The organism is Corynebacterium sp. NML98-0116, assembly GCF_001767255.1.
GTDB classification, from domain to species: domain Bacteria; phylum Actinomycetota; class Actinomycetes; order Mycobacteriales; family Mycobacteriaceae; genus Corynebacterium; species Corynebacterium pseudogenitalium.
In genome coordinates this window covers 1,932,272-1,956,454 of record NZ_CP017639.1, presented here as the reverse complement: position 1 = coordinate 1,956,454, position 24,183 = coordinate 1,932,272, and the positions used below count along the sequence as shown (strand labels likewise).

20 protein-coding genes are annotated in these 24,183 nt (G+C 59.0%); 12 read left to right on the top strand and 8 right to left on the bottom strand.

The window, feature by feature from the left end:
• Positions 1-266 precede the first annotated feature (266 nt).
• The 3 genes from BJP05_RS09020 (at position 267) to BJP05_RS09010 (ending at position 9,418) form a co-directional block, all read left to right on the top strand.
• Positions 267-3,764: a DNA-directed RNA polymerase subunit beta gene (locus BJP05_RS09020; protein ID WP_070363119.1), complete on the top strand. Its 3,498-nt coding sequence runs from the start codon at positions 267-269 to the stop codon at positions 3,762-3,764.
• Positions 3,765-3,835: 71 nt separating this feature from the next.
• Positions 3,836-7,834: a DNA-directed RNA polymerase subunit beta' gene (locus BJP05_RS09015; RefSeq protein WP_070363118.1), complete on the top strand. Its 3,999-nt coding sequence runs from the start codon at positions 3,836-3,838 to the stop codon at positions 7,832-7,834.
• Positions 7,835-7,954: 120 nt separating this feature from the next.
• Positions 7,955-9,418: an integrase core domain-containing protein gene (locus tag BJP05_RS09010; RefSeq protein ID WP_070361651.1), complete on the top strand. Its 1,464-nt coding sequence runs from the start codon at positions 7,955-7,957 to the stop codon at positions 9,416-9,418.
• Between the two features lie 156 nt (positions 9,419-9,574).
• On the opposite strand, the gene BJP05_RS09005 is transcribed toward BJP05_RS09010, so the two are convergent.
• Positions 9,575-10,237 carry an anaerobic ribonucleoside-triphosphate reductase activating protein gene (locus tag BJP05_RS09005; protein WP_070363588.1) on the bottom strand — a complete coding sequence of 221 codons (663 nt, stop codon included), beginning with the start codon at positions 10,235-10,237 and terminating at the stop codon, positions 9,575-9,577.
• Entirely contained in the window at positions 10,203-11,987 is a 1,785-nt protein-coding gene (locus BJP05_RS09000) for a ribonucleoside triphosphate reductase (protein WP_070363117.1), read from the bottom strand. The genes BJP05_RS09005 and BJP05_RS09000 overlap by 35 nt, the downstream gene beginning before the upstream one ends.
• A gap of 406 nt (positions 11,988-12,393) precedes the next feature.
• Between BJP05_RS09000 and rpsL the strand changes: the two genes are divergently transcribed.
• The 4 genes from rpsL (at position 12,394) to tuf (ending at position 17,104) form a co-directional block, all read left to right on the top strand.
• Complete coding sequence (gene rpsL / locus BJP05_RS08995) at positions 12,394-12,765, top strand: 30S ribosomal protein S12 (RefSeq protein ID WP_070363116.1); 372 nt, start codon at positions 12,394-12,396, stop codon at positions 12,763-12,765.
• A gap of 6 nt (positions 12,766-12,771) precedes the next feature.
• A complete protein-coding gene (rpsG, locus tag BJP05_RS08990; RefSeq protein WP_070363115.1) occupies positions 12,772-13,239 on the top strand; it encodes a 30S ribosomal protein S7 in 468 nt (155 codons plus the stop codon).
• A 240-nt stretch (positions 13,240-13,479) separates the two neighbouring features.
• Positions 13,480-15,600 carry an elongation factor G gene (gene fusA / locus BJP05_RS08985; RefSeq protein WP_070363114.1) on the top strand — a complete coding sequence of 707 codons (2,121 nt, stop codon included), beginning with the start codon at positions 13,480-13,482 and terminating at the stop codon, positions 15,598-15,600.
• A gap of 313 nt (positions 15,601-15,913) precedes the next feature.
• Positions 15,914-17,104 carry an elongation factor Tu gene (gene tuf, locus BJP05_RS08980; protein WP_070363113.1) on the top strand — a complete coding sequence of 397 codons (1,191 nt, stop codon included), beginning with the start codon at positions 15,914-15,916 and terminating at the stop codon, positions 17,102-17,104.
• 680 nt (positions 17,105-17,784) lie between these two features.
• Here the strand turns inward: tuf and BJP05_RS08975 are convergent.
• From BJP05_RS08975 to BJP05_RS08950, 6 genes are read right to left on the bottom strand one after another with little or no spacing between them, the layout of a single operon-like run.
• The gene (locus BJP05_RS08975; RefSeq protein WP_070363112.1) at positions 17,785-18,345 is read right to left on the bottom strand and encodes a hypothetical protein; all 561 of its coding nucleotides are present in this window, start codon (positions 18,343-18,345) and stop codon (positions 17,785-17,787) included.
• Positions 18,346-18,939: a hypothetical protein gene (locus BJP05_RS08970; protein ID WP_070363111.1), complete on the bottom strand. Its 594-nt coding sequence runs from the start codon at positions 18,937-18,939 to the stop codon at positions 18,346-18,348.
• Positions 18,926-19,711 (bottom strand): Asp23/Gls24 family envelope stress response protein, encoded by a 786-nt coding sequence (locus tag BJP05_RS08965; RefSeq protein WP_070363110.1) that lies wholly within the window; start codon positions 19,709-19,711, stop codon positions 18,926-18,928. The genes BJP05_RS08970 and BJP05_RS08965 overlap by 14 nt, the downstream gene beginning before the upstream one ends.
• Positions 19,711-19,911: a hypothetical protein gene (locus BJP05_RS08960; protein WP_070363109.1), complete on the bottom strand. Its 201-nt coding sequence runs from the start codon at positions 19,909-19,911 to the stop codon at positions 19,711-19,713. Before BJP05_RS08960 ends, BJP05_RS08965 begins: the two co-directional genes overlap by 1 nt.
• 57 nt (positions 19,912-19,968) lie before the next feature.
• Entirely contained in the window at positions 19,969-20,280 is a 312-nt protein-coding gene (locus BJP05_RS08955) for a hypothetical protein (RefSeq protein ID WP_070363108.1), read from the bottom strand.
• 2 nt (positions 20,281-20,282) lie between these two features.
• The gene (locus BJP05_RS08950) at positions 20,283-20,777 is read right to left on the bottom strand and encodes an Asp23/Gls24 family envelope stress response protein (protein WP_070363107.1); all 495 of its coding nucleotides are present in this window, start codon (positions 20,775-20,777) and stop codon (positions 20,283-20,285) included.
• Between the two features lie 566 nt (positions 20,778-21,343).
• Here BJP05_RS08950 and rpsJ point away from each other — a divergent pair.
• Genes rpsJ through rplB form a run of 5 tightly spaced genes read left to right on the top strand, consistent with a single transcriptional unit; the run spans position 21,344 to position 24,173 of the window.
• Positions 21,344-21,649, top strand: coding sequence for a 30S ribosomal protein S10 (gene rpsJ / locus BJP05_RS08945; RefSeq protein WP_003848085.1), 306 nt, complete (start codon positions 21,344-21,346; stop codon positions 21,647-21,649).
• A gap of 43 nt (positions 21,650-21,692) precedes the next feature.
• Positions 21,693-22,349 carry a 50S ribosomal protein L3 gene (gene rplC / locus BJP05_RS08940; RefSeq protein WP_070363106.1) on the top strand — a complete coding sequence of 219 codons (657 nt, stop codon included), beginning with the start codon at positions 21,693-21,695 and terminating at the stop codon, positions 22,347-22,349.
• Positions 22,346-23,002, top strand: a complete 657-nt coding sequence (gene rplD / locus BJP05_RS08935; protein WP_070363105.1) for a 50S ribosomal protein L4 — start codon at positions 22,346-22,348, stop codon at positions 23,000-23,002. The genes rplC and rplD overlap by 4 nt, the downstream gene beginning before the upstream one ends.
• Positions 23,003-23,308 carry a 50S ribosomal protein L23 gene (rplW, locus tag BJP05_RS08930; RefSeq protein WP_070363104.1) on the top strand — a complete coding sequence of 102 codons (306 nt, stop codon included), beginning with the start codon at positions 23,003-23,005 and terminating at the stop codon, positions 23,306-23,308.
• Between the two features lie 25 nt (positions 23,309-23,333).
• Positions 23,334-24,173 carry a 50S ribosomal protein L2 gene (rplB, locus tag BJP05_RS08925; RefSeq protein ID WP_070363103.1) on the top strand — a complete coding sequence of 280 codons (840 nt, stop codon included), beginning with the start codon at positions 23,334-23,336 and terminating at the stop codon, positions 24,171-24,173.
• Positions 24,174-24,183: the final 10 nt, after the last annotated feature.

Genomic DNA, 24,183 nt, shown 5'->3' with positions numbered 1-24,183 from the left:
CCCCGCGACGGCATTGAATCGGGGGATTGTTGCTGCCCTTTACAACATTGGGTGCATTGTGTAAACTCATTCGGTGCACTGGAAGCCGTCTCCAGTCCGCTATGTCAACCTTGCTTTGTTGGCGTCGAGAATTTTCGAAGCGCTGACTTGACAAGGTGATTTTGCTGTCTCTGGGGGCGGGTATTCCGAAGCAGACCGAATGCTAATCTACCCAGCGGAAACGCCGATTTTTACAGAGCCAGAGTAGAGATCGGCGTCCGCCTTAGGTGCTGGAAGGACCCAACTTGGCAGTCTCAAACCAGACCATGTCAATGGCTGAAATTCCCGGGGCTCCCGAACGTTATTCGTTCGCGAAGATCGCAGAGCCGATCGCTGTCCCGGGTCTTCTTGATGTACAGCTTGAATCTTTCGCGTGGCTTGTTGGTACGCAGGAGTGGCGTGAGCGTGAGCAGGAAGCTCGCGGCGCCGACGCGCGTATCACGAGTGGCTTGGAGGACATTCTCGAAGAGATTTCTCCAATCCAGGACTACTCGGGCAACATGAGCCTGACGCTGTCCGAGCCGCGCTTCGAAGATGTCAAGGACACGATCGACGAGTGTAAAGAAAAAGATATTAACTACTCCGCGCCGTTGTATGTGACGGCGGAGTTCATCAACAATGAAACCCAGGAGATTAAGTCTCAGACGGTGTTCATTGGTGATTTCCCGCTGATGACGGACAAGGGCACCTTCATCGTCAACGGCACTGAGCGTGTTGTTGTTTCGCAGTTGGTGCGTTCGCCGGGCGTGTACTTCGACGAGACGATTGATAAGTCGACGGAGCGGCCGCTGCACGCGGTGAAGGTGATCCCTTCGCGCGGTGCGTGGTTGGAGTTTGACGTCGATAAGCGTGACACGGTTGGTGTGCGTATTGACCGTAAGCGTCGTCAGCCAGTGACGGTGCTGCTGAAGGCGCTTGGTTGGACGACGGAGCAGATCACGGAGCGCTTCGGCTTCTCCGAGATCATGATGTCCACCCTCGAGAATGACGGTGTGGCGAACACCGACGAGGCGCTGCTGGAGATTTACCGCAAGCAGCGCCCGGGCGAGCAGCCGACGCGCGACCTCGCGCAGTCCCTGCTGGAGAACTCGTTCTTCAAGGCGAAGCGCTACGACCTGGCACGAGTTGGCCGTTACAAGATCAACCGCAAGCTCGGTCTTGGCGGCGACCACGACGGCCTGATGACGCTGACCGAGGAAGACATCGCGACGACCCTCGAGTACCTGGTGCGCCTGCATGCAGGTGAGCACGAGATGACTTCCCCAGAGGGCGAGGTCATTTCGATCAACACGGACGACATTGACCACTTTGGTAACCGTCGTCTGCGCACGGTAGGCGAGCTGATCCAGAACCAGGTCCGCGTTGGTCTGTCCCGCATGGAGCGCGTTGTGCGCGAGCGCATGACGACGCAGGACGCGGAGTCCATCACGCCGACCTCGCTGATTAACGTCCGCCCGGTTTCCGCGGCGATCCGCGAGTTCTTCGGCACCTCGCAGCTGTCGCAGTTCATGGACCAGAACAACTCTCTGTCTGGTCTGACGCACAAGCGTCGTCTGTCGGCGCTGGGCCCTGGTGGTCTGTCGCGTGAGCGCGCCGGCATTGAAGTCCGAGACGTGCACCCGTCGCACTACGGCCGCATGTGCCCGATTGAGACGCCGGAAGGCCCGAACATTGGTCTGATCGGTGCGCTCTCCTCCTACGCACGCGTGAACGCGTTCGGCTTTATTGAGACGCCGTACCAGAAGGTCGAAGACGGCAAGCTGACCGATACGGTCCACTACTTGACCGCGGATGAAGAGGACCGTTACGCAATCGCGCAGGCGGCGACCCCAATGGATAAGGACCGCAACCTCACCGGTGAGCGTATCGAGGTCCGTCTGAAGGACGGCGACATCGGCGTCGTCGGCCCGAAGGGCGTCGATTACCTCGACATTTCCCCGCGCCAGATGGTGTCCGTGGCAACGGCAATGATTCCGTTCCTCGAGCACGACGACGCGAACCGTGCCCTCATGGGTGCGAACATGCAGAAGCAGGCTGTGCCGCTGCTGCGCTCTGAGGCTGCGTACGTGGCCACGGGCATGGAGCAGCGCGCCGCGTACGATGCGGGTGACACGATTATTTCGGCGAAGGCTGGCGTCGTCACGAACGTGACCGGTGACTTCATCACCGTCATGGACGACGAGGGCATCCAGGACACGTACATGCTGCGCACTTTCGAGCGTACGAACCAGGGAACCTGCTACAACCAGGTCCCGATCGTTGACCACGGTCAGCGCGTTGAGGCTGGTCAGGTGCTGGCTGACGGTCCGGGCACCAAGAACGGCGAGATGGCGCTCGGCCGCAACTTGCTGGTTGCGTTCATGCCGTGGGAAGGCCACAACTATGAGGACGCGATCATCCTGAACCAGCGCGTGGTTGAGGATGACATCCTGACCTCCGTGCACATCGAGGAGCACGAGATTGATGCCCGCGACACCAAGCTCGGTGCCGAGGAAATCACCCGCGAGATTCCGAACGTGTCCGAGGACGTGCTGAAGGACCTCGACGAGCGCGGCATCATCCGCATCGGTGCGGACGTGCGCGACGGCGACATCCTGGTCGGTAAGGTCACCCCGAAGGGTGAGACCGAGCTGACTCCGGAGGAGCGTCTGCTGCGCGCCATCTTCGGCGAGAAGGCCCGCGAGGTCCGCGACACCTCCCTGAAGGTGCCGCACGGTGAGACCGGTAAGGTCATCGCGGTTCGTCGCTTCTCCCGCGAGGACGACGACGATCTGTCCCCAGGCGTCAACGAGATGATTCGCGTCTATGTTGCGCAGAAGCGCAAGATCCAGGACGGCGACAAGATGGCTGGCCGCCACGGCAACAAGGGTGTCGTGGGCAAGATTCTGCCGCAGGAAGACATGCCGTTCATGGAGGATGGCACCCCGGTGGACATCATTCTGAACACCCACGGTGTGCCGCGTCGTATGAACATTGGCCAGGTCCTTGAGGTACACCTCGGTTGGTTGGCGAAGGCTGGTTGGACGGTCAACCCGGACGATCCTGCGAACGCCAAGTTGCTCGAGACGCTGCCTGAGCATCTGTACGACGTCCCGCCGGAGTCGCTCACCGCGACCCCAGTGTTTGACGGCGCGACGAACGAGGAGATCGCTGGTCTGCTGGCGAATTCCAAGCCGAACCGCGACGGTGACGTCATGGTCGATGAGAACGGCAAGACCACGCTGTTCGACGGCCGCTCCGGCGAGCCGTTCAAGTACCCGATTTCCGTCGGCTACATGTACATGCTCAAGCTGCACCACCTGGTTGACGAGAAGATTCACGCTCGCTCCACTGGTCCGTACTCCATGATTACCCAGCAGCCGCTCGGCGGTAAGGCCCAGTTCGGTGGCCAGCGCTTCGGTGAGATGGAGGTGTGGGCGATGCAGGCATACGGCGCCGCCTACACGCTGCAGGAACTGTTGACGATTAAGTCGGATGACGTGGTTGGCCGCGTGAAGGTGTACGAGGCCATTGTGAAGGGCGAGAACATCCCTGACCCGGGTATTCCGGAGTCGTTCAAGGTGTTGCTCAAGGAGCTGCAGTCGCTGTGCCTGAACGTTGAAGTCCTTTCGACGGACGGCACCCCGATGGAGCTCGACGGCGATGATGACGACTTTGATCAGGCCGGTTCCTCCCTTGGCATCAACCTGTCACGTGACGAGGGCTCCGCGGCGGATACCGCCTAAGCCAGGAACGAACGAAAGAATCTATCCAACTGCAATCCTCCCCTTCGTTGGGGAGGTGAAAGGGAATTTACGTGTTTGACGTAAACCTCTTCGACGAGCTTCGCATCGGCCTGGCTACTGCTGACGACATCCGTCGTTGGTCGCATGGTGAGGTCAAGAAGCCCGAAACGATTAACTACCGCACGTTGAAGCCGGAAAAGGACGGCCTGTTCTGCGAGCGCATCTTCGGTCCTACCCGTGACTGGGAGTGTGCGTGTGGCAAGTACAAGCGTGTCCGCTACAAGGGCATCATTTGTGAGCGTTGTGGCGTCGAGGTCACTAAGTCGAAGGTTCGCCGTGAGCGCATGGGCCACATTGAGCTGGCCGCGCCGGTGACCCACATTTGGTACTTCAAGGGCGTCCCGTCGCGCCTCGGCTACCTGCTGGATCTTGCTCCGAAGGATCTGGAGCGCATCATTTACTTCGCCGCAAACATCATCACCAGTGTTGATGAGGAGGCGCGTCACAACGACATGTCGACGCTCGAGGCGGAGATGCTGCTCGAGAAGAAGGAAGTCGAGCAGGACGCGAATGCCGAGATTGCGGAGCGTGCGCAGAAGCTGGAGGAGGACCTCGCTGAGCTCGAGGCTGCCGGTGCGACTGCTGCTGCCCGCAAGAAGGTGCAGAACGCTGCTGACAAGGAGATGCAGCACATCCGCGAGGCCGGCGAGCGCGAGGTCGAGCGCCTCGACGAAATTTGGTCCACCTTCCAGAAGCTTGCTCCGAAGCAGATGATTATCGACGAGTTCCTCTACGAAGAGCTCGTGGACCGCTACGAGGACTATTTCACCGGCGGCATGGGCGCTGAGGCGATCCAGACGCTGATCCGCAACTTCGACCTCGAAGCTGAGGCGGAGGAACTGCGCACCATCATCGCTGAGGGCAAGGGCCAGAAGAAGGTCCGCGCACTGAAGCGCCTGAAGGTTGTGGCTGCGTTCCAGCGTTCCGGCAACGATCCTGCCGGCATGATCCTGGACGCGATCCCGGTGATCCCACCAGAGCTGCGTCCAATGGTGCAGCTCGACGGTGGCCGTTTCGCCACCTCGGACCTGAATGACCTGTACCGTCGCGTAATTAACCGCAACAACCGTTTGAAGCGCATGATTGACCTGGGAGCCCCAGAGATCATCGTGAACAACGAGAAGCGCATGCTGCAAGAGTCTGTCGACGCCCTCTTCGACAACGGCCGTCGTGGTCGCCCTGTCACGGGCCCAGGCAACCGTCCGCTGAAGTCCCTGTCTGACCTGCTGAAGGGTAAGCAGGGTCGCTTCCGCCAGAACCTGCTGGGTAAGCGTGTGGACTACTCTGGCCGTTCGGTCATTATTGTTGGTCCGCAGCTGAAGATGCACGAGTGTGGTCTGCCGAAGCTGATGGCGCTCGAGCTGTTCAAGCCGTTCGTGATGAAGCGCCTCGTGGACAATGAGTACGCGCAGAACATTAAGTCGGCGAAGCGCATGGTGGAGCGCCAGCGCCCTGAGGTGTGGGACGTCCTCGAAGAGGCGATTTCCGAGCACCCGGTGCTGCTGAACCGTGCGCCAACCCTGCACCGTCTTGGCATTCAGGCGTTCGAGCCGAAGCTGGTCGAGGGTAAAGCAATCCAGCTGCACCCGCTGGCCTGTGAGGCGTTCAACGCTGACTTCGACGGTGACCAGATGGCAGTCCACCTGCCACTGTCCGCGGAGGCGCAGGCAGAGGCTCGCATCCTGATGCTGTCCTCGAACAACATCCTGTCCCCGGCATCCGGCAAGCCACTGGCGATGCCTCGCCTGGACATGGTGACCGGCCTGTACTTCCTGACCATGGAAAAGGGCGAGGACGAGATCGGCGGCGAGGGTCGTTTCACCCCATCCGACGAGAACGGCCCAGCCAAGGGCGTGTACTCCTCCTACCGTGAGGCCATCATGGCCTACGACCTGGGCGTACTTGGCCTGCAGGCACCGATCAAGGTGCGCATCGACCACCTGCGTCCGACGATTGAGATTGAGGCTGAGCAGTTCCCAGACGGCTGGTCGAAGGGCCAGGCTTGGATGATGGAGACCACCCTTGGTCGCATCATGTTCAACGAGCTGCTTCCGTTCAACTTCCCGTACCAGGAAGGCGCGATGGTCCGTAAGGGCGGCGGCGCTGGCAAGGTGCTGTTGGGCGACATCATCCAGTCGATGGTGGAGAAGTACCCAATGATTACCGTTGCCCAGACGCTGGACAAGCTGAAGGACGCCGGTTTCTACTGGGCGACCCGTTCCGGCGTGACCATCTCCATGTCCGACGTGTTGGTGCTTCCGAACAAGACGGAAATCCTTGAGCAGTACGAGCAGCGCGCCGAAGAGATCGAGCGCAAGTACTGGGAGAAGGGTGCCCTGACCGAGGAGAACCGCTACGACCGTCTCGTGGAGCTGTGGCAGGACGCCACGAACCAGGTCGGTGAAGCAGTTGAGGCGCTGTACCCGGATGACAACCCGATTCCGATGATCGTGAAGTCTGGCGCTGCCGGTAACATGCGTCAGATCTGGACCCTGGCCGGCATGAAGGGCATGGTCGTGAACTCGCGCGGTGAGTACATCACCCGCCCGATCAAGACCTCCTTCCGCGAAGGCCTGACAGTGATGGAGTACTTCAACAACTCCCACGGTTCCCGAAAGGGCCTGGCGGATACGGCACTGCGTACCGCAGACTCCGGCTACCTGACCCGCCGTCTTGTCGACGTCGCCCAGGACGTCATCGTCCGCGAGCACGACTGCGGCACCCGCCAGGGAGTCAAGGTTCCAGTTGCGCAGCTTGCCGGTGAGAAGTTCGTCCGCGACGAGTTCGTCGAGACCTCCGTCGCTGGCCGAGTACTGGCATCCGACGCGAAGGACGCCGAGGGCAACGTTGTGCTCGAAGCCGACGCTGAGCTTTCGGAAGAGCGTATCGACGCCCTCGTCGCCGCCGGTGTCGAGGAAGTCAAGGTCCGCTCCGTCCTGACCTGCCAGACCCCAACCGGCGTCTGCGCGAAGTGCTACGGCAAGTCCATGGCATCCGGCAAGCTTGTCGACATCGGTGAAGCCGTCGGTATCGTGGCTGCACAGTCGATTGGTGAGCCTGGTACCCAGCTGACCATGCGTACCTTCCACCAGGGTGGTGTCGGTGGCGACATTACCGGTGGTCTGCCACGTGTTCAGGAGCTGTTCGAGGCCCGCGTGCCGAAGAACTGCGCCCCGATCGCATCCGTGGCCGGCACCGTCACCCTCGAAGACGAAGGCAACTTCTGGACGCTCACCATCCACCCGGATGACGGCTCCGACGTTGTGGTCTACGAGAAGCTGTCGAAGCGCCAGGGCCTCGCACAGGTCCGCCGCCCGATGGAGTCCAACCCGAACGCGATGATCGAGCGCTCCCTACGTGAAGGCGACCACGTCAACGTGGGCGACCGCCTCCTGCGCGGCGCTGCTGACCCGCACGACGTGCTCGAGGTTCTCGGCCGCCGTGGTGTGGAGAAGCACCTCATCGACGAAGTGCAGGCCGTGTACCGCACCCAGGGTGTGTCCATCCACGACAAGCACATCGAGATCATCATCCGCCAGATGCTGCGACGCGGCACCGTCATCGACTCGGGTACCACCGAGTTCCTGCCGGGTACGCTTGTGGATCTGTCGGAGGCACGCCAGGTCAACGCTGCAGCTGTTGCAGATGGTGGCGAGCCAGCAGAGATGCGCTCCGAGATCATGGGTATCACCAAGGCCTCCCTGGCAACCGAGTCCTGGCTGTCCGCCGCCTCGTTCCAGGAGACCACGCGTGTGCTCACGGACGCTGCTATCAACAAGCGTTCTGACCAGCTGATCGGTCTGAAGGAGAACGTGATCATCGGTAAGTTGATCCCGGCTGGTACCGGTATCTCGCGCTACCGCAACATCACGGTCAAGCCGACGGAAGCCGCCCGCTCCGCCGCCTACTCGATCCCGTCCTTCGGCGACGGCATCTACGGCGACGAGGCATACGGCGACTACACCGGCGCCTCCGTCCCACTGGAGGAATACGGGTACGACCAGATCTAGTGACTCTGGCTTATAGCTAGGTCTTGTGATGTCTAGGGACTTTTTGGACACGGAGTCCAGGATGTTTTTGGACGGGATGTCTAGTGGCTTTTTGGACGGTTACGGCGGTGGAATAGCCGGATGGCTATTCCATTGCATAAACGTAGAAAGGTCGCAGATTTCGATCCCGTTCGTGACGGCAAGACGGTCACACAGTTTTGCAAAGAATTGGGGATCTCGCGACAGACGTACCACAACATCAAAAACCGGATAGCGCAGAAAGGCCGAGCAGGTATCGTGCCGGATTCGACTGCCCCGAAGAATCCGATGAAGAAATTTGACGAGGCCGACAAAATCGCAGTCATTCACGCCAGGCAACAGTTGATGGAACAAGGCTTGGATTATGGCCCTTGGTCGATCTACTACTTCTTGTTCGACTCTGTCGGTGCAGATCGCACCCCATCGCGGTCCACAATCGCCTCGTGGCTGTATGAGCTGGGATTTGTTGATGCCAATGCCCGCAAACGGCCGCGGAGTTCCTATAAGCGCTTCGCCCGTGATTTCGTCGGTGAACTCTGGCAAATCGATGGACTGGTCTATCGCCTCTTCGACCATGCCCACACGCATGTCACGATTTACCAGATCATCGATGATGCCAGCAGATTTGATGTCGGAACCACAGCATTCGCTCTACCGGAAAACGGTACTGATGCGCGCGCTACGCTGGCCGCAGCGTTCGCCGCCTACGGCAAACCCCAAGAAATCCTTTCTGACAATGGCGATGCGTTCGCCACCTACCACCGGGGTTTTCTCTCTGCTACTGAAACTTGGCTCGCCAGCCAAGGCGTACTTGCTATTGCTGGTTTCGCACCGACAACCCAGGGAAAAGACGAGCGATCTCACCGTACGTTGACCCAGTTCCTCGATGCACGCCACCCAGCAAGCCTTGCTGAGGTCAACACCTATCTGGCCGAATATCGCCAGGTATACAACGAACAACGACGGCACCAATCACTGCTGGTCGGCAAGATGCATATCACACCACGCCAGGCTTTCGATACCTTCCCCAAGGCACCGTCGCCTACGCATCCACTCGATCCTGATCAAATCTGGGCCCGCGTAGTTGCCTATAACCAAGCACACAATCCTCAAGCTATATCCAAAATGCCAAACGGCCCCGTGGAAGCGGCAACTTCACACGAGGCCAACACCGATGACATGGCAGCTCAGCAAGGCATACCTCCCACCGACACCTCCACACTAACGGCGCCGACGCCACAATCAACAAACCATTGGGGCATCCCAGACCAGCTCTGCGTGAGCAAAGACGGCGTTGTACGCGTATGCGGTTTCGGGCTCTACATTGGTCTGAGGTTTAAAAACCGTCGGCTCTACTCGACAGTCGCAGTCGATAATGTTGCGGAGTTCTACACGGCCCATGATGGTGAATTCCTCTTCAGCGTGCCCCTTCCGATCACGTTGAGCCACAGGCCGCCAGGTGGTCAGATCAACATTAACCTCGTCGAAGGAATGAAACATCGCCAACCACCGCGGATGAACCCGAAATTATCCAAGCCCCGGCCGAAACGCAGGCTGCAACCGTAAGCCGCTAGAAGTGCCCAAGAACACCATGGATTCCGTGTCCAAAAAGACACCGGACTCCGTGTCCAAAAACCCTATGGACATAGCACTTATAGCTAGGTCTGCTACCCCAGCACCGGCGCCCCGCCCCCTGAACCCAGGGAGGCGGGGCGCTTTGCCTTAGGCGCTGTACACGCCGTCGGCGTCAACTCCGCGAGCCCACTGCAATACCAGCGCGTGGCCCCGCTGTGCGGCGGCGTCCTGCAGCTGGTCGATGTTTTGCTCGATGACGGACCCCGGCCACAACGTAGTACGCAGCTGCAGTCCCATGCCATGTTCGCGGGCCGCGGTGCACACGATGTCGAGGCTTTCCCACATCCGTGCAGCCACCACGCTGGTGACACCAGCGACCGAGGGTAAGTGCTCGGGAAGCGCCTTGACGTCGAACCCGATCCAGTCGGGGCGGGTAGTCGACTCAGCGAGAATGGAACCCAGCCTCGCGGGGACATAGCCACTCGTGTGTAGCCCGACGGGAAACCCGATCTCATGGGCCGCGGCAATCGCTTCGCCGAGTCCTGCGCATGCGAGTGGTTCGCCGCCGGAAATGACGAGGGCGTCAATCAGTCCGTGTCGAGCCCGCAGTAAGTCGAGCACTTCCGAGAAATCGTGGGGAGCAGGAGTAAATTCCTGCAAGTTAGGGTTGTGGCAGTAGCTGCAGCGCAGTGGGCAGCCTTGTGTGAATGCCGTGACCGTGAGACGGCCGGGCCAGTCGGTGGCGGAGAACGGAATGATCCCCGCCACCGGCAGGTTAGGCGAAGGCTTCTGCGAAGTAGTGACGCTCAGCGAACTCACCCTTCTTCCCAGTGTTGAAGCTTTGCACGGGCCGGAAGTAGCCCATTACGCGCGTCCACATTTCGGTGGCGCTTCCGCAGTGCGGGCATTCGGGGTGCTCGCCGGAGATGTAGCCGTGGTTTGCGCAGATGGAGAACGTCGGCGTGATAGTGATGTACGGCAGGCGGAAGGTTTCTAGGCTGCGTCGTACGAGCTTGGCGGTTGCTTCGCCACTGGACATTGCTGCGCCCATGTACAGGTGAAGCACCGTGCCGCCGGTGTACTTCGTTTGCAGGTCCTCCTGGGCGGCGAGCGCCGCGAACGGATCTGGAGTGTGCGCAACAGGCAGCTGGGAGGAGTTGGTGTAGTACGGCTGCTCCTCGGTACCTGCCTGGATGATGCCGGGATAGCGGGCACGGTCCTCGCGTGCGAAGCGGTACGTTGCGCCTTCCGCGGGGGACGCTTCTAGGTTGTAGAGGTGCCCTGTACGTTCCTGAGCTTCCGTGATACGGGCATTGATGTGGTCGAGCAGGCGCGCCACAAGTGCGTGGCCTTGGGGGTCGGTGATGTCGTAGGCGTCGTGCGTGAAGTTGCGTACCATTTCGTTGCAGCCATTGACCCCGATGGTGGTGAAGTGGTTGTCAAACCCCGGTAACCACCGTTTCGTGTACGGGTATAGCCCCTTATCGAAGCAATCTTGCACAAACGCGCGACGCCGCTCCAGCGTATCGACAGCCACCTCGATCAACTCGTCAACCCTGCGCAGTAGTGCAGCCTCATTGTTGGGGAAGAGGTACCCGAGGCGTGCGCAGTTCAGGGTGACTACGCCAATGGAGCCAGTGAGCTCCGCGGAACCGAACAGGCCGTTTCCGCGCTTGAGTAGTTCACGCAGGTCGAGTTGGAGGCGGCAGCACATCGAGCGGATCATGCCTGGGTCCAAATCCGAGTTGAGGAAATTTTGGAAGTAGGGGAGGCCGTACTTGCCAGTCATGTCGAACAGGGCTTTCGCGTTTGGCGAGCCCCAGTCGAAGTCCTTGGTGATGTTGTACGTCGGGATGGGGAAGGTAAATGGTCGGCCGTCGGCGTCGCCTTGGGACATAACCTCAATGAACGCGCGGTTGATCATGTCCATCTCTTCTTGGAGCTCGCCGTAAGTGAAGTCGACAGGGTCTCCACCGATGAACGGAGTCTGCTCAGCGAGGTCCTGAGGGCACGTCCAGTCAAATGTAAGGTTTGTGAACGGAGTCTGCGTCCCCCAACGCGAGGGAACGTTGAGGTTGAAGACGAACTCCTGCATGTGTTGCAAGACGTCCTCGTAGGTGAGCGAGTCCAGCCGTACGAATGGTGCCATGTAGGTATCGAAGCTGGAGAATGCCTGCGCGCCAGCCCATTCGTTCTGCAGTGTGCCGAGGAAGTTCACTACTTGTCCGCACGCGGAGGAGAAATGTTTTGGTGGCAGAGAAGATATCGTGCCAGGTACCCCTCCGAACCCTTCTTCAAGGAGCTGCCTCAATGACCACCCTGCGCAGTACCCGGAGAGCATGTCGAGGTCGTGGATGTGGAGGTCGCCGTTGCGGTGGGCATTGCCGGCGACGTCGGAAAACACTTCGTCCAGCCAGTAGTTGGCGGTGATTTTGCCGGCGGAGTTGAGAATCATTCCGCCGAGCGAGTAGTCCTGGTTGGCGTTTGCGTTGATGCGCCAGTCAGCGCGGTGGAGGTATTCGTTGATGGTGGCTTGGGGGTCGACGTTGTTGGCGGCCATGCTGCTTCCTTTCTCTCGGTTCGTAACTAACGTAGCTGTAATTCCATTGGTCGTATTTAGTAGATATGGACACAAAGAATCACTGAGGTACAACATGTGGTAGCCATGGGGGTGTGTGCCCTTGGTGGACGTCGGACGATAGGGGTAGGTGTAGTAGCGTTGCTATGCATCTTCAGTACACCCTCGAATAGGGGTATGTGCCGTGGAGGAAGTTTCGGTCTTGCAAAGCTGGGGTGGTTCGTGATACTCTGTCGGACGGTTCACCACCTCAAGGTGAAGTGTCTGATCGTTTTCGCATAAACGTGGCGGAGCGTTCTGGACGTGCGGCAGGGCCCCGGGAAAGAGCCCTCATTTTTGCATGTTCAGGCGATTGTCCGCCTCAGCGTAAAAATTAGAAGGAAAATCTATGCCAACTATCCAGCAGCTGGTCCGCAAGGGCCGCCACGACAAGCGTGGCAAGGTAGCAACTGCAGCGCTGAAGGGTTCCCCGCAGCGTCGTGGCGTGTGCACCCGCGTGTACACCACCACGCCGAAGAAGCCGAACTCGGCGCTTCGTAAGGTTGCTCGTGTTCGTCTGACCTCCGGTATTGAGGTCTCCGCATACATCCCAGGTGAGGGCCACAACCTCCAGGAGCACTCCATGGTGCTTGTCCGTGGTGGTCGTGTGAAGGACCTCCCGGGTGTTCGCTACAAGATTATTCGTGGTTCCTTGGATACCCAGGGTGTCAAGGATCGTAAGCAGGCTCGTTCCCGCTACGGCGCAAAGAAGGGACAGTAATCAGAAATGCGTAAGCAGCAAGCTCCGAAGCGTCCCATCGTTAAGGACCCGGTATACAACTCTGAACTCGTGACCCAGCTGGTCAACAAGGTGCTTCTCGACGGCAAGAAGTCCACCGCTGAGCGCATCGTCTACGGTGCACTCGAGATCTGCCGTGAAAAGACCGGCACCGATCCGGTTGGCACCTTGGAAAAGGCACTCGGCAACATCCGTCCTGACCTTGAGGTTCGCTCCCGTCGTGTCGGTGGCGCTACCTACCAGGTTCCAGTCGAGGTGAAGCCAGTTCGTGCAACCACTCTGGCTCTGCGCTGGATGGTCACCTTCACGCGCCAGCGTCGTGAGAACTCGATGATCGAGCGTCTCGCTAACGAGATCCTGGACGCGTCCAACGGCTTGGGTGCATCCGTGAAGCGTCGCGAGGACGTCCACAAGATGGCCGAGGCAAACCGCGCGTTTGCTCACTACCGCTGGTAGTCGCCGGTAGGTCATATATGAAACAAAGCGCCCGGACCATGCTGACACGGACAACGTGTGCACAATTGCATACGTGGTTACCCACCAATGTGGGTGCACGTGCGGCGTCCGGGTTTTTGTTTTGAAGTGACTTACAGGCTGGCTCTGCCCATCTTGGGCAAACAGTGGCACAATGAACTAGGTAAATATTCGCCAAGACGTGTGCAGCACGTCGACGACTTTTAAGTTGGGGTAAATAACGTGGCACAAGAAGTGCTTAAGGATCTGCACAAGGTCCGCAACATCGGCATCATGGCGCACATCGATGCTGGTAAGACCACCACGACAGAGCGCATTCTGTTCTACACCGGTATTAACCGCAAGGTCGGCGAGACCCACGACGGTGGCGCAACCACCGACTGGATGGAGCAGGAGAAAGAGCGCGGCATCACCATTACGTCCGCAGCAGTGACCTGCTTCTGGAATAACAACCAGATCAACATCATCGATACGCCGGGTCACGTGGACTTCACCGTTGAGGTTGAGCGTTCCCTGCGCGTGCTCGATGGCGCAGTTGCTGTGTTCGACGGCAAGGAAGGCGTTGAGCCGCAGTCCGAGCAGGTCTGGCGTCAGGCTGCAAAGTACGACGTTCCGCGTATCTGCTTCGTCAACAAGATGGACAAGCTGGGCGCTGACTTCTACTACACCGTTGGCACGATCGTCGATCGTCTCGGCGCGAAGCCGTTGGTAATGCAGCTTCCGATCGGTGCTGAGGATGACTTTGACGGCGTCGTTGACCTTCTTGAGATGAAGGCAATGCTGTGGCCGGGCAAGGTCGAGACCGGCACCCCTGCGCAGATCACCGAGATCCCGGACGATCTGAAGGAAAAGGCTGAGGAGTACCGTGAGAAGCTCGTCGAGACCGTTGCTGAGTCCGACGAAGAACTCATGGAGAAGTACTTCGGCGGCGAAGAGCTCACGATCGAGGAGCTCAAGGCTGGCATCCGTAAGCTGACCGTTAATTCGGAAGTTTACCCAGTGTTCTGTGGTACTGCGTACCGCAACAAGGGTGTCGAGCCTGTGCTGGACGCCATCGTCGATTACCTGCCTTCTCCGCTGGATATCGGCGAGGTTCACGGCACCTCCGTCGACGGTGAGGAAGACCTCACGCGTAAGCCTTCCGTTGATGAGCCGTTCTCTGCACTGGCGTTCAAGATTGCTGTGCACCCGTTCTTCGGCAAGCTGACTTACGTGCGCGTGTACTCGGGCCAGGCTATCCCGGGCGAGAACATGATGAACTCCACCAAGCAGCAGCGTGAGCGCGTGGGCAAGCTCTTCCAGATGCACGCGAACAAGGAGAACCCGGTTGAGCACGCTGACGCCGGCAACATCTACGCGTTCATTGGCTTGAAGCACACCACTACTGGTGACACCCTGTGCAACCCTGATCACCCGATCATCCTCGAGTCCATGGACTTCCCGGATCCGGTTATTCAGGTTGCTATTGAGCCGAAGACCAAGGCTGACCAGGAGAAGCTGGGCACCGCTATTCAGAAGCTTGCTGAAGAGGACCCAACCTTCACCGTTCACCTGGATGAGGAGACCGGCCAGACCGTTATCGGCGGCATGGGCGAGCTCCACCTCGACGTCCTCGTTGACCGCATGAAGCGCGAGTTCAAGGTCGAGGCGAACATTGGTTCTCCACAGGTTGCGTACCGCGAGACCATCCGCAAGAAGGTGCAGTCCCTGGACTACACCCACAAGAAGCAGACTGGTGGTTCCGGTCAGTTCGCAAAGGTTATCGTTTCCATCGAGCCTTACAACCCGGATCCAGAGACCCTGGAAGAGGGCGAGAGCGCAACCTACCTGTTCGTCAACGAGGTTACCGGTGGTCGCGTGCCGAAGGAGTACATCCCTTCCGTGGATGCCGGTATCCAGGACGCGATGCAGTACGGCTACCTCGCTGGCTACCCGCTGGTCAACATCAAGGCAACCCTCGAAGACGGCGCTTACCACGAGGTTGACTCCTCCGAAATGGCCTTCAAGATGGCCGGTTCGCAGGTGCTCAAGGAGGCCGTCGCTAAGGCGAAGCCAGTGCTGCTCGAGCCGCTGATGGCTGTTGAGGTTGTCACGCCTGAGGAGTACATGGGTGACGTCATCGGTGACCTGAACTCCCGTCGTGGCCAGGTCAACTCGATGGACGACCGCTCTGGCGCCAAGGTTGTCAAGGCTGTTGTTCCGCTGTCGCAGATGTTCGGCTACGTTGGTGACCTGCGCTCCAAGACGCAGGGTCGCGCGAACTACACCATGGTGTTTGACTCCTACGGTGAAGTTCCGTCCAACGTCGCTCAGGAAATCATCGACGCCCGCAACGGCAACTAATCGCTGCTCCCTGCTTCTCGACGGCCTGCTCACGTGCCAGTGAGCGTGACCGGTAGAAGGAAGCGGGGATGGCCGCTAGTAGCGGTCGCGCTGGAATCGCCACAAGATTGAAGTGGTGGTTTGAGCCGGCCGTTACTCGCGACGAATGATCCCGGAACTTTCGGTCTGACGGTTTGAAAATCAGACTGGGAATCTCTAGGATCAGGTAACTGGCACATTGTGAATGAGCCGACGCCTTTTCGAAGGCAAAGGCAAATGTAAACCACGTGGCTGCGAAGGTCGTAGCCACCATGAAGTCCTAGGAGGACATACAGTGGCAAAGGCAAAGTTCGAACGTACAAAGCCGCACGTCAACATCGGTACCATTGGTCACGTCGACCACGGTAAGACGACCACCACGGCTGCTATCACCAAGGTGCTCGCTGACAAGTACCCGGAGGAGAACAAGTCCTTCGCGTACGACGCGATTGACAAGGCGCCGGAAGAGCGCGAGCGCGGCATTACCATTAACATTTCCCACGTCGAGTACAACACTCCTAAGCGTCACTACGCACACGTGGATGCTCCAGGCCACGCTGACTACATCAAGAACATGATCACCGGTGCTGCTCAGATGGACGGCGCAATCCTCGTGGTTGCTGCTACCGACGGCCCGATGCCTCAGACCCGCGAGCACGTTCTGCTTGCTCGCCAGGTTGGCGTTCCTTACATCCTCGTTGCCCTGAACAAGTGCGACATGGTCGACGATGAGGAAATCATCGAGCTCGTCGAGATGGAAGTTCGTGAGCTTCTCGCAGAGCAGGATTACGACGAAGAGGCTCCAATCGTTCACATCTCCGCTCTGAAGGCTCTTGAGGGCGAGGAGAAGTGGGTTGACTCCATCGTTGAGCTCATGGAAGCTTGCGACAACTCCATTCCGGACCCAGTTCGCGAGACCGACCGTGACTTCCTGATGCCGATCGAGGACATCTTCACCATTTCCGGCCGCGGTACCGTTGTTACCGGCCGTGTTGAGCGTGGCGTCCTGAACCTCAACGACGAAGTTGAGATCATCGGTATCCGCGAGAAGTCCACGAAGACCACCGTCACCTCCATCGAGATGTTCAACAAGCTTCTCGACACCGCTGAGGCTGGCGACAACGCAGCTCTGCTGCTCCGTGGCCTGAAGCGTGAGGACGTTGAGCGTGGTCAGGTTGTCATCAAGCCGGGCGCTTACACCCCTCACTCCAAGTTCGAGGGCTCCGTCTACGTCCTGTCCAAGGACGAGGGTGGCCGTCACACGCCATTCTTCGACAACTACCGTCCTCAGTTCTACTTCCGCACCACCGACGTTACCGGTGTTGTGCACCTGCCTGAGGGCACCGAGATGGTCATGCCTGGCGACAACGTCGACATGTCCGTCGAGCTGATCCACCCAGTCGCTATGGACGAGGGCCTGCGCTTCGCTATCCGCGAGGGCTCCCGTACCGTCGGCGCTGGCCGCGTCACCAAGATCCTCGGCTAATTCAGTCCGATAACGTGACGTAAAGGTCACTCCCCATCGGGGAGTGACCTTTTTTCATGCCTACAGTGCGTTGGGAAGGCAATGGTTCTAGGACCACTATGTCCTGCAACTGGTCACCGTGCTGTTACTTCAGTGCATTGGGCACCGCCGACTTAAGGGACATTTTGTGTGTAACTAGCCGCGTCCAGCCCACCCCTTTCTCACGGCTAGACCGGGGTTCCACTGACGTTCATTGCCAGTATTGAATTCTTTCAGTCGCCCATTCAGCGCACCGCGGTGTGCAAGATCGTCTCTCGCCCCGCAGGCTGTATGGCAGCTCGCTTAATGGCATACCCCAACGCCTTGCTTCCCGGTCCTGTTCGTGCCCTGGCCAGTATCGTGCGCGCCCAGGGCATTGCTCGTGTCCCTGGCAGTATGCGATTGCCCAACGCGTAGGGAGACCGGTTCTTGTTCCCTAGAGCCACCAATCTCGCTGCGCTACCCGCAGACTCGATACATCCCACACGTCAGACGTCATCCGGCGTTCAATTCTCAAGACTGGCGAATGGAACTGTTTTGAACACCATATCGGGAGTCCGGGAAACCGAATAGATTTATACACACAAAATGTCCCTTAAGCCGCACCGTCTGGACACGAAAAGCTCCCCACCTGTTGGTGGGGAGCATTCGCGTGAGTCCTTTTAGGCGCTAACCTGGTCGAAGTGCAGCTTCCACAGGGTATCCACGTTCATTGTGTGGTTTGCCATTCGGAAGTCCTGATCGGCGCGCTCGAGAACGTCAACGACTTCGTCCAGCGAGAATGCTGGGTTGGCAATCGCAACGAATTCAACGGTCGGCCTGGTCTCGACCATCGCAACTTTGGCGTCGGCAGAGTTGATGATGGGGTCCATAGCCAAGTGGTGGCATGCGGCTTCGGCGACGCGTTTGACGTTGATTTCGGTTGTGCCATGCTCGGCGTCGGCTGCGGTGATGGCGCGGGTGGAGAACCCGCGGCTGCGAATATTTGCGATAATGGCCCACAGCCCGATAATTACCAGCACAACCGCACCGACGATCAACGCGGTGTTGTACCAGGAACGGTAGGGCAGGTTGCCGATCACCACTGGATCCACTTGCTGGATCCATTGGCTGACGTAGGGGATGTCCCAGAAGTATGCGAGTGGAACGAACCCGATGCAGAGCAACAAAACTCCGAGGATGAAGACGAGTATGCGGTCAAAGAACGCAAGTGTCTTGGTCATTTACTTCGCCTCCTGTTCAGCAACTGGTGCTGGCGCTTCGGTCTTGATGGTGATGGCGGGTACCTGCTCCAGACGCTGGAACTCACCAACGAGAGTTTCGTGCGCTTGCTGCTCTACCTCGGGGCGTTGCGTGTCGGTCTGCATTGTGAGTGTGACCTTCTTCCGGTCCGCTTTGGTACGCGCATGGTTTGCGCCGAACTGAGACGTTGCGAGGAACGTTGACTTTCGCGCAATATCCACCGGTCGCGTCCAGATCGAAACCGGTGACTGCACGCGTAGATGAGTTTTCTGGCGAGGTTTGAACGATGCAACCACAAGCGCGAGCCCTACGAGCATCACAATGATGCCAACTGAGACGCCCACCCACGTGATGTCAATGAGATTCAACGTCAACTGGTCGTAGAGCTCGGGGAGCCACTCCGGTTGGTCGCTAGTTTCCTGGAGTCGCACCCAAGCGTCGTGCCCGGTAACAACGGCGCCCCCGAGGAACGCCAGGCCGGCGAGCACGGTGATCCAGCGAGCAACTGGGCTAGCTTTCGGTGCGGCAGCCGGGTGCGGGCCTACTGGGGCGACGGGCGTATTAGGTTCGGTCATAGTACTTCACCGCCGGTTTGATCGTAATTTCACGAAGCGGCTGAGGTTGCGGTGCCGATACCGTCGTCGGTGCCGCAGTGCGCTTCACGCGAATGGGCTTGAGCGGCGCAGGTTGCGGAACGCTCGGGCTATATACGCGCTGTTTGTGTGTTTGCACGCCAAGCAGTCGGGCAGGCTCCGGCGTTTGTGGACGGAAAACCCGCGTGGGCTGTGCTTCGAAGCCCTTGGTACGCACGGGGTACGGAGTCGGAGCGGCAATGGATTTCACAGAGACTGGCTCTGGAGCGTGGGTGTCCGTCAGGTCGTCGACAAGCGAGCGAGCGACGATATCGTGCAACGGTTCCGGCTCCTTCGTCGTCGGGGACTCCACGTCCAAAGGCTTGACCTTCAGCGGAGTCGGGATGATGAACGACTGGTGGTTTGCAACGTCGTCCCACGAGACGGGTTCACCGGCGTTCGCGGTGACGTTTGCCACCTCGATATTGACGCTGGAGACGTCCAGCCCAGTCAATGTCCGGATGTGCGAGATGATCGTTGAACGCACGGCGTCCGTGATGGCAGCAATGGGGGCAGGGTAAGTAGTAGCGATCTCGGCTTCGACGGCCGCGGTGCCTGAAACTCGGTCCAGGCGGACATCGATTTGGGGAAAGCTGCGGCCTGCCAAACCTGCAAGCTTTGCGTCCATTTCGATCGTGCCGGGCACTGACGAAGCCGCCACCTCAGCAATCTGCGCGATGACGCGCTCACTGAGATGGAATTGGTTCGACGCCATTAGCTACGACCCTTGCCCGAGCTGGTGCTCAGGATTTCTGCGAGGTCCAGCTTGCCATCAAGCTGGGCGCCGACGACACCACCAATGACGGAGAAGAGAACGAGCCACAGTAGCCCGAGTCCGCCGCCAAAGGTGACGAAGAAAGCAACGATAATGCCGATAATGACACCGGTTAACGCTTTGTTAGATAAAAGATTCATTGTTCACCACTTACTTGTAGTTGTGGGTACGCAACGCGGACGCCCTAACGGGCGTTCCTATTCGGCGTCGGCGACAACAACGTCGACGAAATCGACATCGGTGGCGCGCAGGGTAGCGGTGCGTACGTCGTCGGCGACGGAGTGAATGTCCCGTTCGCTCGAAACGTCGTAAATAAAGTTGACTTCAAGGCCGCGGAGGTTGGGGTCTGAGGATCGCGTCGCGGGTTTGAGCCCTTCGATCCGCTCGCCGGGTAGCAGGAGGGCAACTTCACCGAAGAACCCGCCGTGCATACCCGCAACGCCGGGGACAGCCAAAATGGCGTCCCGGGCGGCTTCGGCCACCTCGCGGCTAACGGAGGTGTACGCCATAATTACTGAGCCAGCGCCTGGTTAGCGTTGTAGGCGGCCTCGTTGGACTCCTCGTTGTCCTGCTCCGGCAGGTGGACGTCGTGAACAGTGACGTCGACGCGGTCAACGATAAGGCCGGTCATGCGGGTCACAGCAACAGTGATGTTCTCGCGGATGGCGTTTGCGAGCTCGTGGATGGCGACGCCGTACTCCGCAATAATTGCAACAGCGACGGAAGCGTGGCCGTCCTCGACAACGACATCGACGCCCTGCTGAACATTGGTGGAGGAGGTCAGCGACTCGCGAACAGCGCCCCACATGCGTGCAGCGCCACCGCCCAGGTTGTAAACTCCGGAAACTTCGCGGGCGGCGATGCCGGCGATCTTGCCGACGACGTTGTCGTCGATCATCGTGGTGCCGTGCTCAGTCTCAAGGTTGGAGTTGCGGGTGCGAACCTGCTCTGTCTCCTTTGCCTCGGTGGTGGCAGGAGTGTTCTCGGTTGCATTGTGGTCGGCCATGGAAAATCCCTTCGTCTATATATTGGGTAAAGAAAAGTACGACGGACAGACGCCCGTGTAAACACCCAGGGTACACAGCAACCAGCTAGCTTGCCTGAATCGATGCAAAAATTTCCGAATGGATATCACTCTGCAATCAAACTGAAATGTTCAGAGGAGGGGTTGCGCTTCTTGCAAGAACGTGTTTTAATACTCGGGTTGCCTCGACATGGCGGCCGCAAGGTTGTGATGGTGGGGTAAACATGACACCTTCCAAAGAAGGTTTTTATCTAGGTTAACTAGGTGAGAAACCGGAGAAGGGACATGGCAAATAAACAGCGGCAGTACGCAAGGGTCACGCACCCTTCCGAGTCTGACACCCCGATGCACGTGTGCACCGAGGCGGAAGCACTGAAGTAAGCGCGCAGTTTATTGTCGCGTTACTCACCTTCCGGAAGTGTCAAACAGTCAATGAAAACGACACTGGCGTTGAGCCATGGGCCCAGCCCGGACAACGTTATAGAGAAACTAGAAGCTACAACCCCACCGCTTCGTTCAGAATGTGGGGATGCGAGGAAGAGGTAAGCGTGGCGGGACAGAAGATCCGCATCAGGCTGAAGGCCTACGACCACGAAGCGATCGACGCATCTGCGAAGAAGATCGTTGAGACGGTCACCCGCACGGGTGCCCGCGTCGTTGGACCGGTGCCGTTGCCCACAGAGAAGAACGTGTACGCCGTTATTCGTTCTCCCCACAAGTACAAGGACTCTCGCGAGCACTTTGAGATGCGCACGCACAAGCGTCTCATCGACATTCTCGATCCGACGCCGAAGACGGTTGACGCGCTCATGCGTATCGACCTTCCTGCAAGCGTTGACGTGAACATCCAGTAATCACTAGAGATCCGACAACCTGTAAGTAGTGGAGAACTAATACATGTCTGATAACCAGATCAAGGGCATTCTGGGCACCAAGCTCGGCATGACCCAGATCTTCGACGACGAGAACCGTGTTATCCCGGTTACCGTCGTTGAGGCTGGGCCGTGCGTGGTCACCCAGATCCGTACACCAGAGACTGATGGCTACTCCGCCATCCAGATTGCTTACGGCGACATCGATCCCCGTAAGACGAACAAGCCAGAGGCTGGCCACTTCAAGAAGGCTGGCGTCACCCCACGTCGCTACGTAGCTGAAATCCGCATGGATGACACCTCTGCGTACGAACTCGGCCAAGAGATCACCGTCAATCTGTTTGACGGCGACGTCTTCGTCGACGTTGCTGGCACCACCAAGGGCCACGGCTTCGCTGGCGCAATGAAGCGTCACGGCTTCGCGGGCCAGGGTGCAGCACACGGTAACCAGGCTGCTCACCGTCGCGTTGGTGGCATTGGTGGCGCGTCTACGCCGGGTCGCGTGTTCAAGGGCAAGCGCATGGCTGGCCGTATGGGCGGTAACCGCGTTACTACCCAGAACCTGAAGATTCAACGCATCGACGGCGACAACAACCTCCTCCTCATCAAGGGTGCTATCCCTGGTGCGAAGGGTTCTGTTGTTACCGTCAAGACCGCAGTGAAGGGCGGTGCTCACGCATGACGAACCTGACGTTGAACGTCCACACCGCAGACGGAAAGACCAACGGTTCCGTTGAGCTTCCGGCAGAACTTTTTGACCGTGAAGCTTCCATTCCCCTGATGCACCAGGTTGTGACAGCTCAGCTGGCAGCCGCTCGTCAGGGCACTCACGCCACCAAGACCCGCGGCATGGTCCGCGGTGGTGGTAAGAAGCCATTCCGCCAGAAGGGCACCGGTCGCGCTCGTCAGGGCTCGATCCGCGCGCCACACTTCACCGGCGGTGGCATTGTCCACGGTCCGCAGCCGCGTTCTTACGCGCAGCGCACCCCAAAGAAGATGATCAAGGCTGCACTTGCTGGTGCACTCACTGATCGTGTTCGCAACGAGCGCATCCACCTCATTGAGGAGCTTGTTCCGGGCCAGAAGCCTTCGACCAAGTCTGCTCGTGCGTTCATTGAGCGTCTGACTGACCGTAAGTCGGTGCTGCTCGTGATCGGCCGTGAGGATGTTAACTCCCGTCTGTCCGCAAGGAACCTGCCGGGCGTCACCATTCTTGAGCCGGCGCAGCTGAACACCTACGACGTGCTGAACGCCGATGACGTTGTGTTCTCGGTTGAGGCGCTGCACACCTTCATCAACCGTGGCAAGGCTGAAGCTGCGGAGGAGGAGAAGTAAATGGCTAAGATCGTGAATTCCCGCGACATCATCATCGCGCCGGTCCTCTCTGAGAAGACCTACGCGCTGATGGAGCAGAACACCTACACGTTTTTTGTAGCGAAGTCTGCTAACAAGACCCAGATCAAGATTGCCGTGGAAGAGATTTTCGGCGTCGACGTCGCTTCGGTGAACACCGTGAACCGTGAGGGCAAGCGCAAGCGTTCCCGCACTGGTTTCGGTAAGCGCAAGGACACCAAGCGCGCCTACGTTACTCTCCGCGAGGGCAGCGATCCCATCGACATCTTCGGCGGCGCAGCCGTCTAAGTGACTCGATAGAAAAGGACAAAATATGGCTATTCGTAAGTACAAGCCGACAACCCCGGGTCGCCGTGCCAGCTCTGTTTCGGAGTTCGAGGAGCTTACCCGCTCCACTCCGGAAAAGTCGCTGCTGCGCCCGCTCCCGAAGAAGGGTGGCCGCAACACGCACGGCCACATCACCACTCGTCACCGTGGTGGCGGCCACAAGCGTCGTTACCGCGTGATTGACTTCCGCCGTTCGGACAAAGACGGCGTGCTGGCAAAGGTTGCTCACATCGAGTACGACCCGAACCGCACCGCTAACATTGCTTTGCTCCACTACTACGACGGTGAGAAGCGCTACATCATCGCTCCGAAGGGCCTGAAGCAGGGTGCCGTCGTTGAGGCTGGTCCTAACGCCGACATCAAGGTTGGTAACAACCTCCCACTGCGTAACATCCCGACCGGTACGACGATCCACGCTGTTGAGCTCAAGCCTGGTGCAGGTGCCAAGCTTGCTCGTTCCGCAGGCGCTTCTATCCAGCTGCTCGGTAAGGAAGGTTCCTACGCAGTGCTGCGTATGCCGTCCTCCGAAATTCGCCGCGTGGACATCCGCTGCCGCGCAACCGTTGGTGAGGTCGGCAACGCTGACCAGATCAACATCCGCTGGGGCAAGGCTGGCCGTATGCGCTGGAAGGGCTGGCGCCCAACGGTCCGCGGTGTTGTCATGAACCCTGTGGATCACCCACACGGTGGTGGTGAAGGTAAGACTTCCGGTGGTCGTCACCCAGTGTCCCCATGGGGCAAGAAGGAAGTTCGCACCCGCAACCCAAACCGTTACTCAAACAACATGATCGTGCGACGCCGTCGCTCGAAGAACAAGAAGCGTTAAGAGGAGGTAG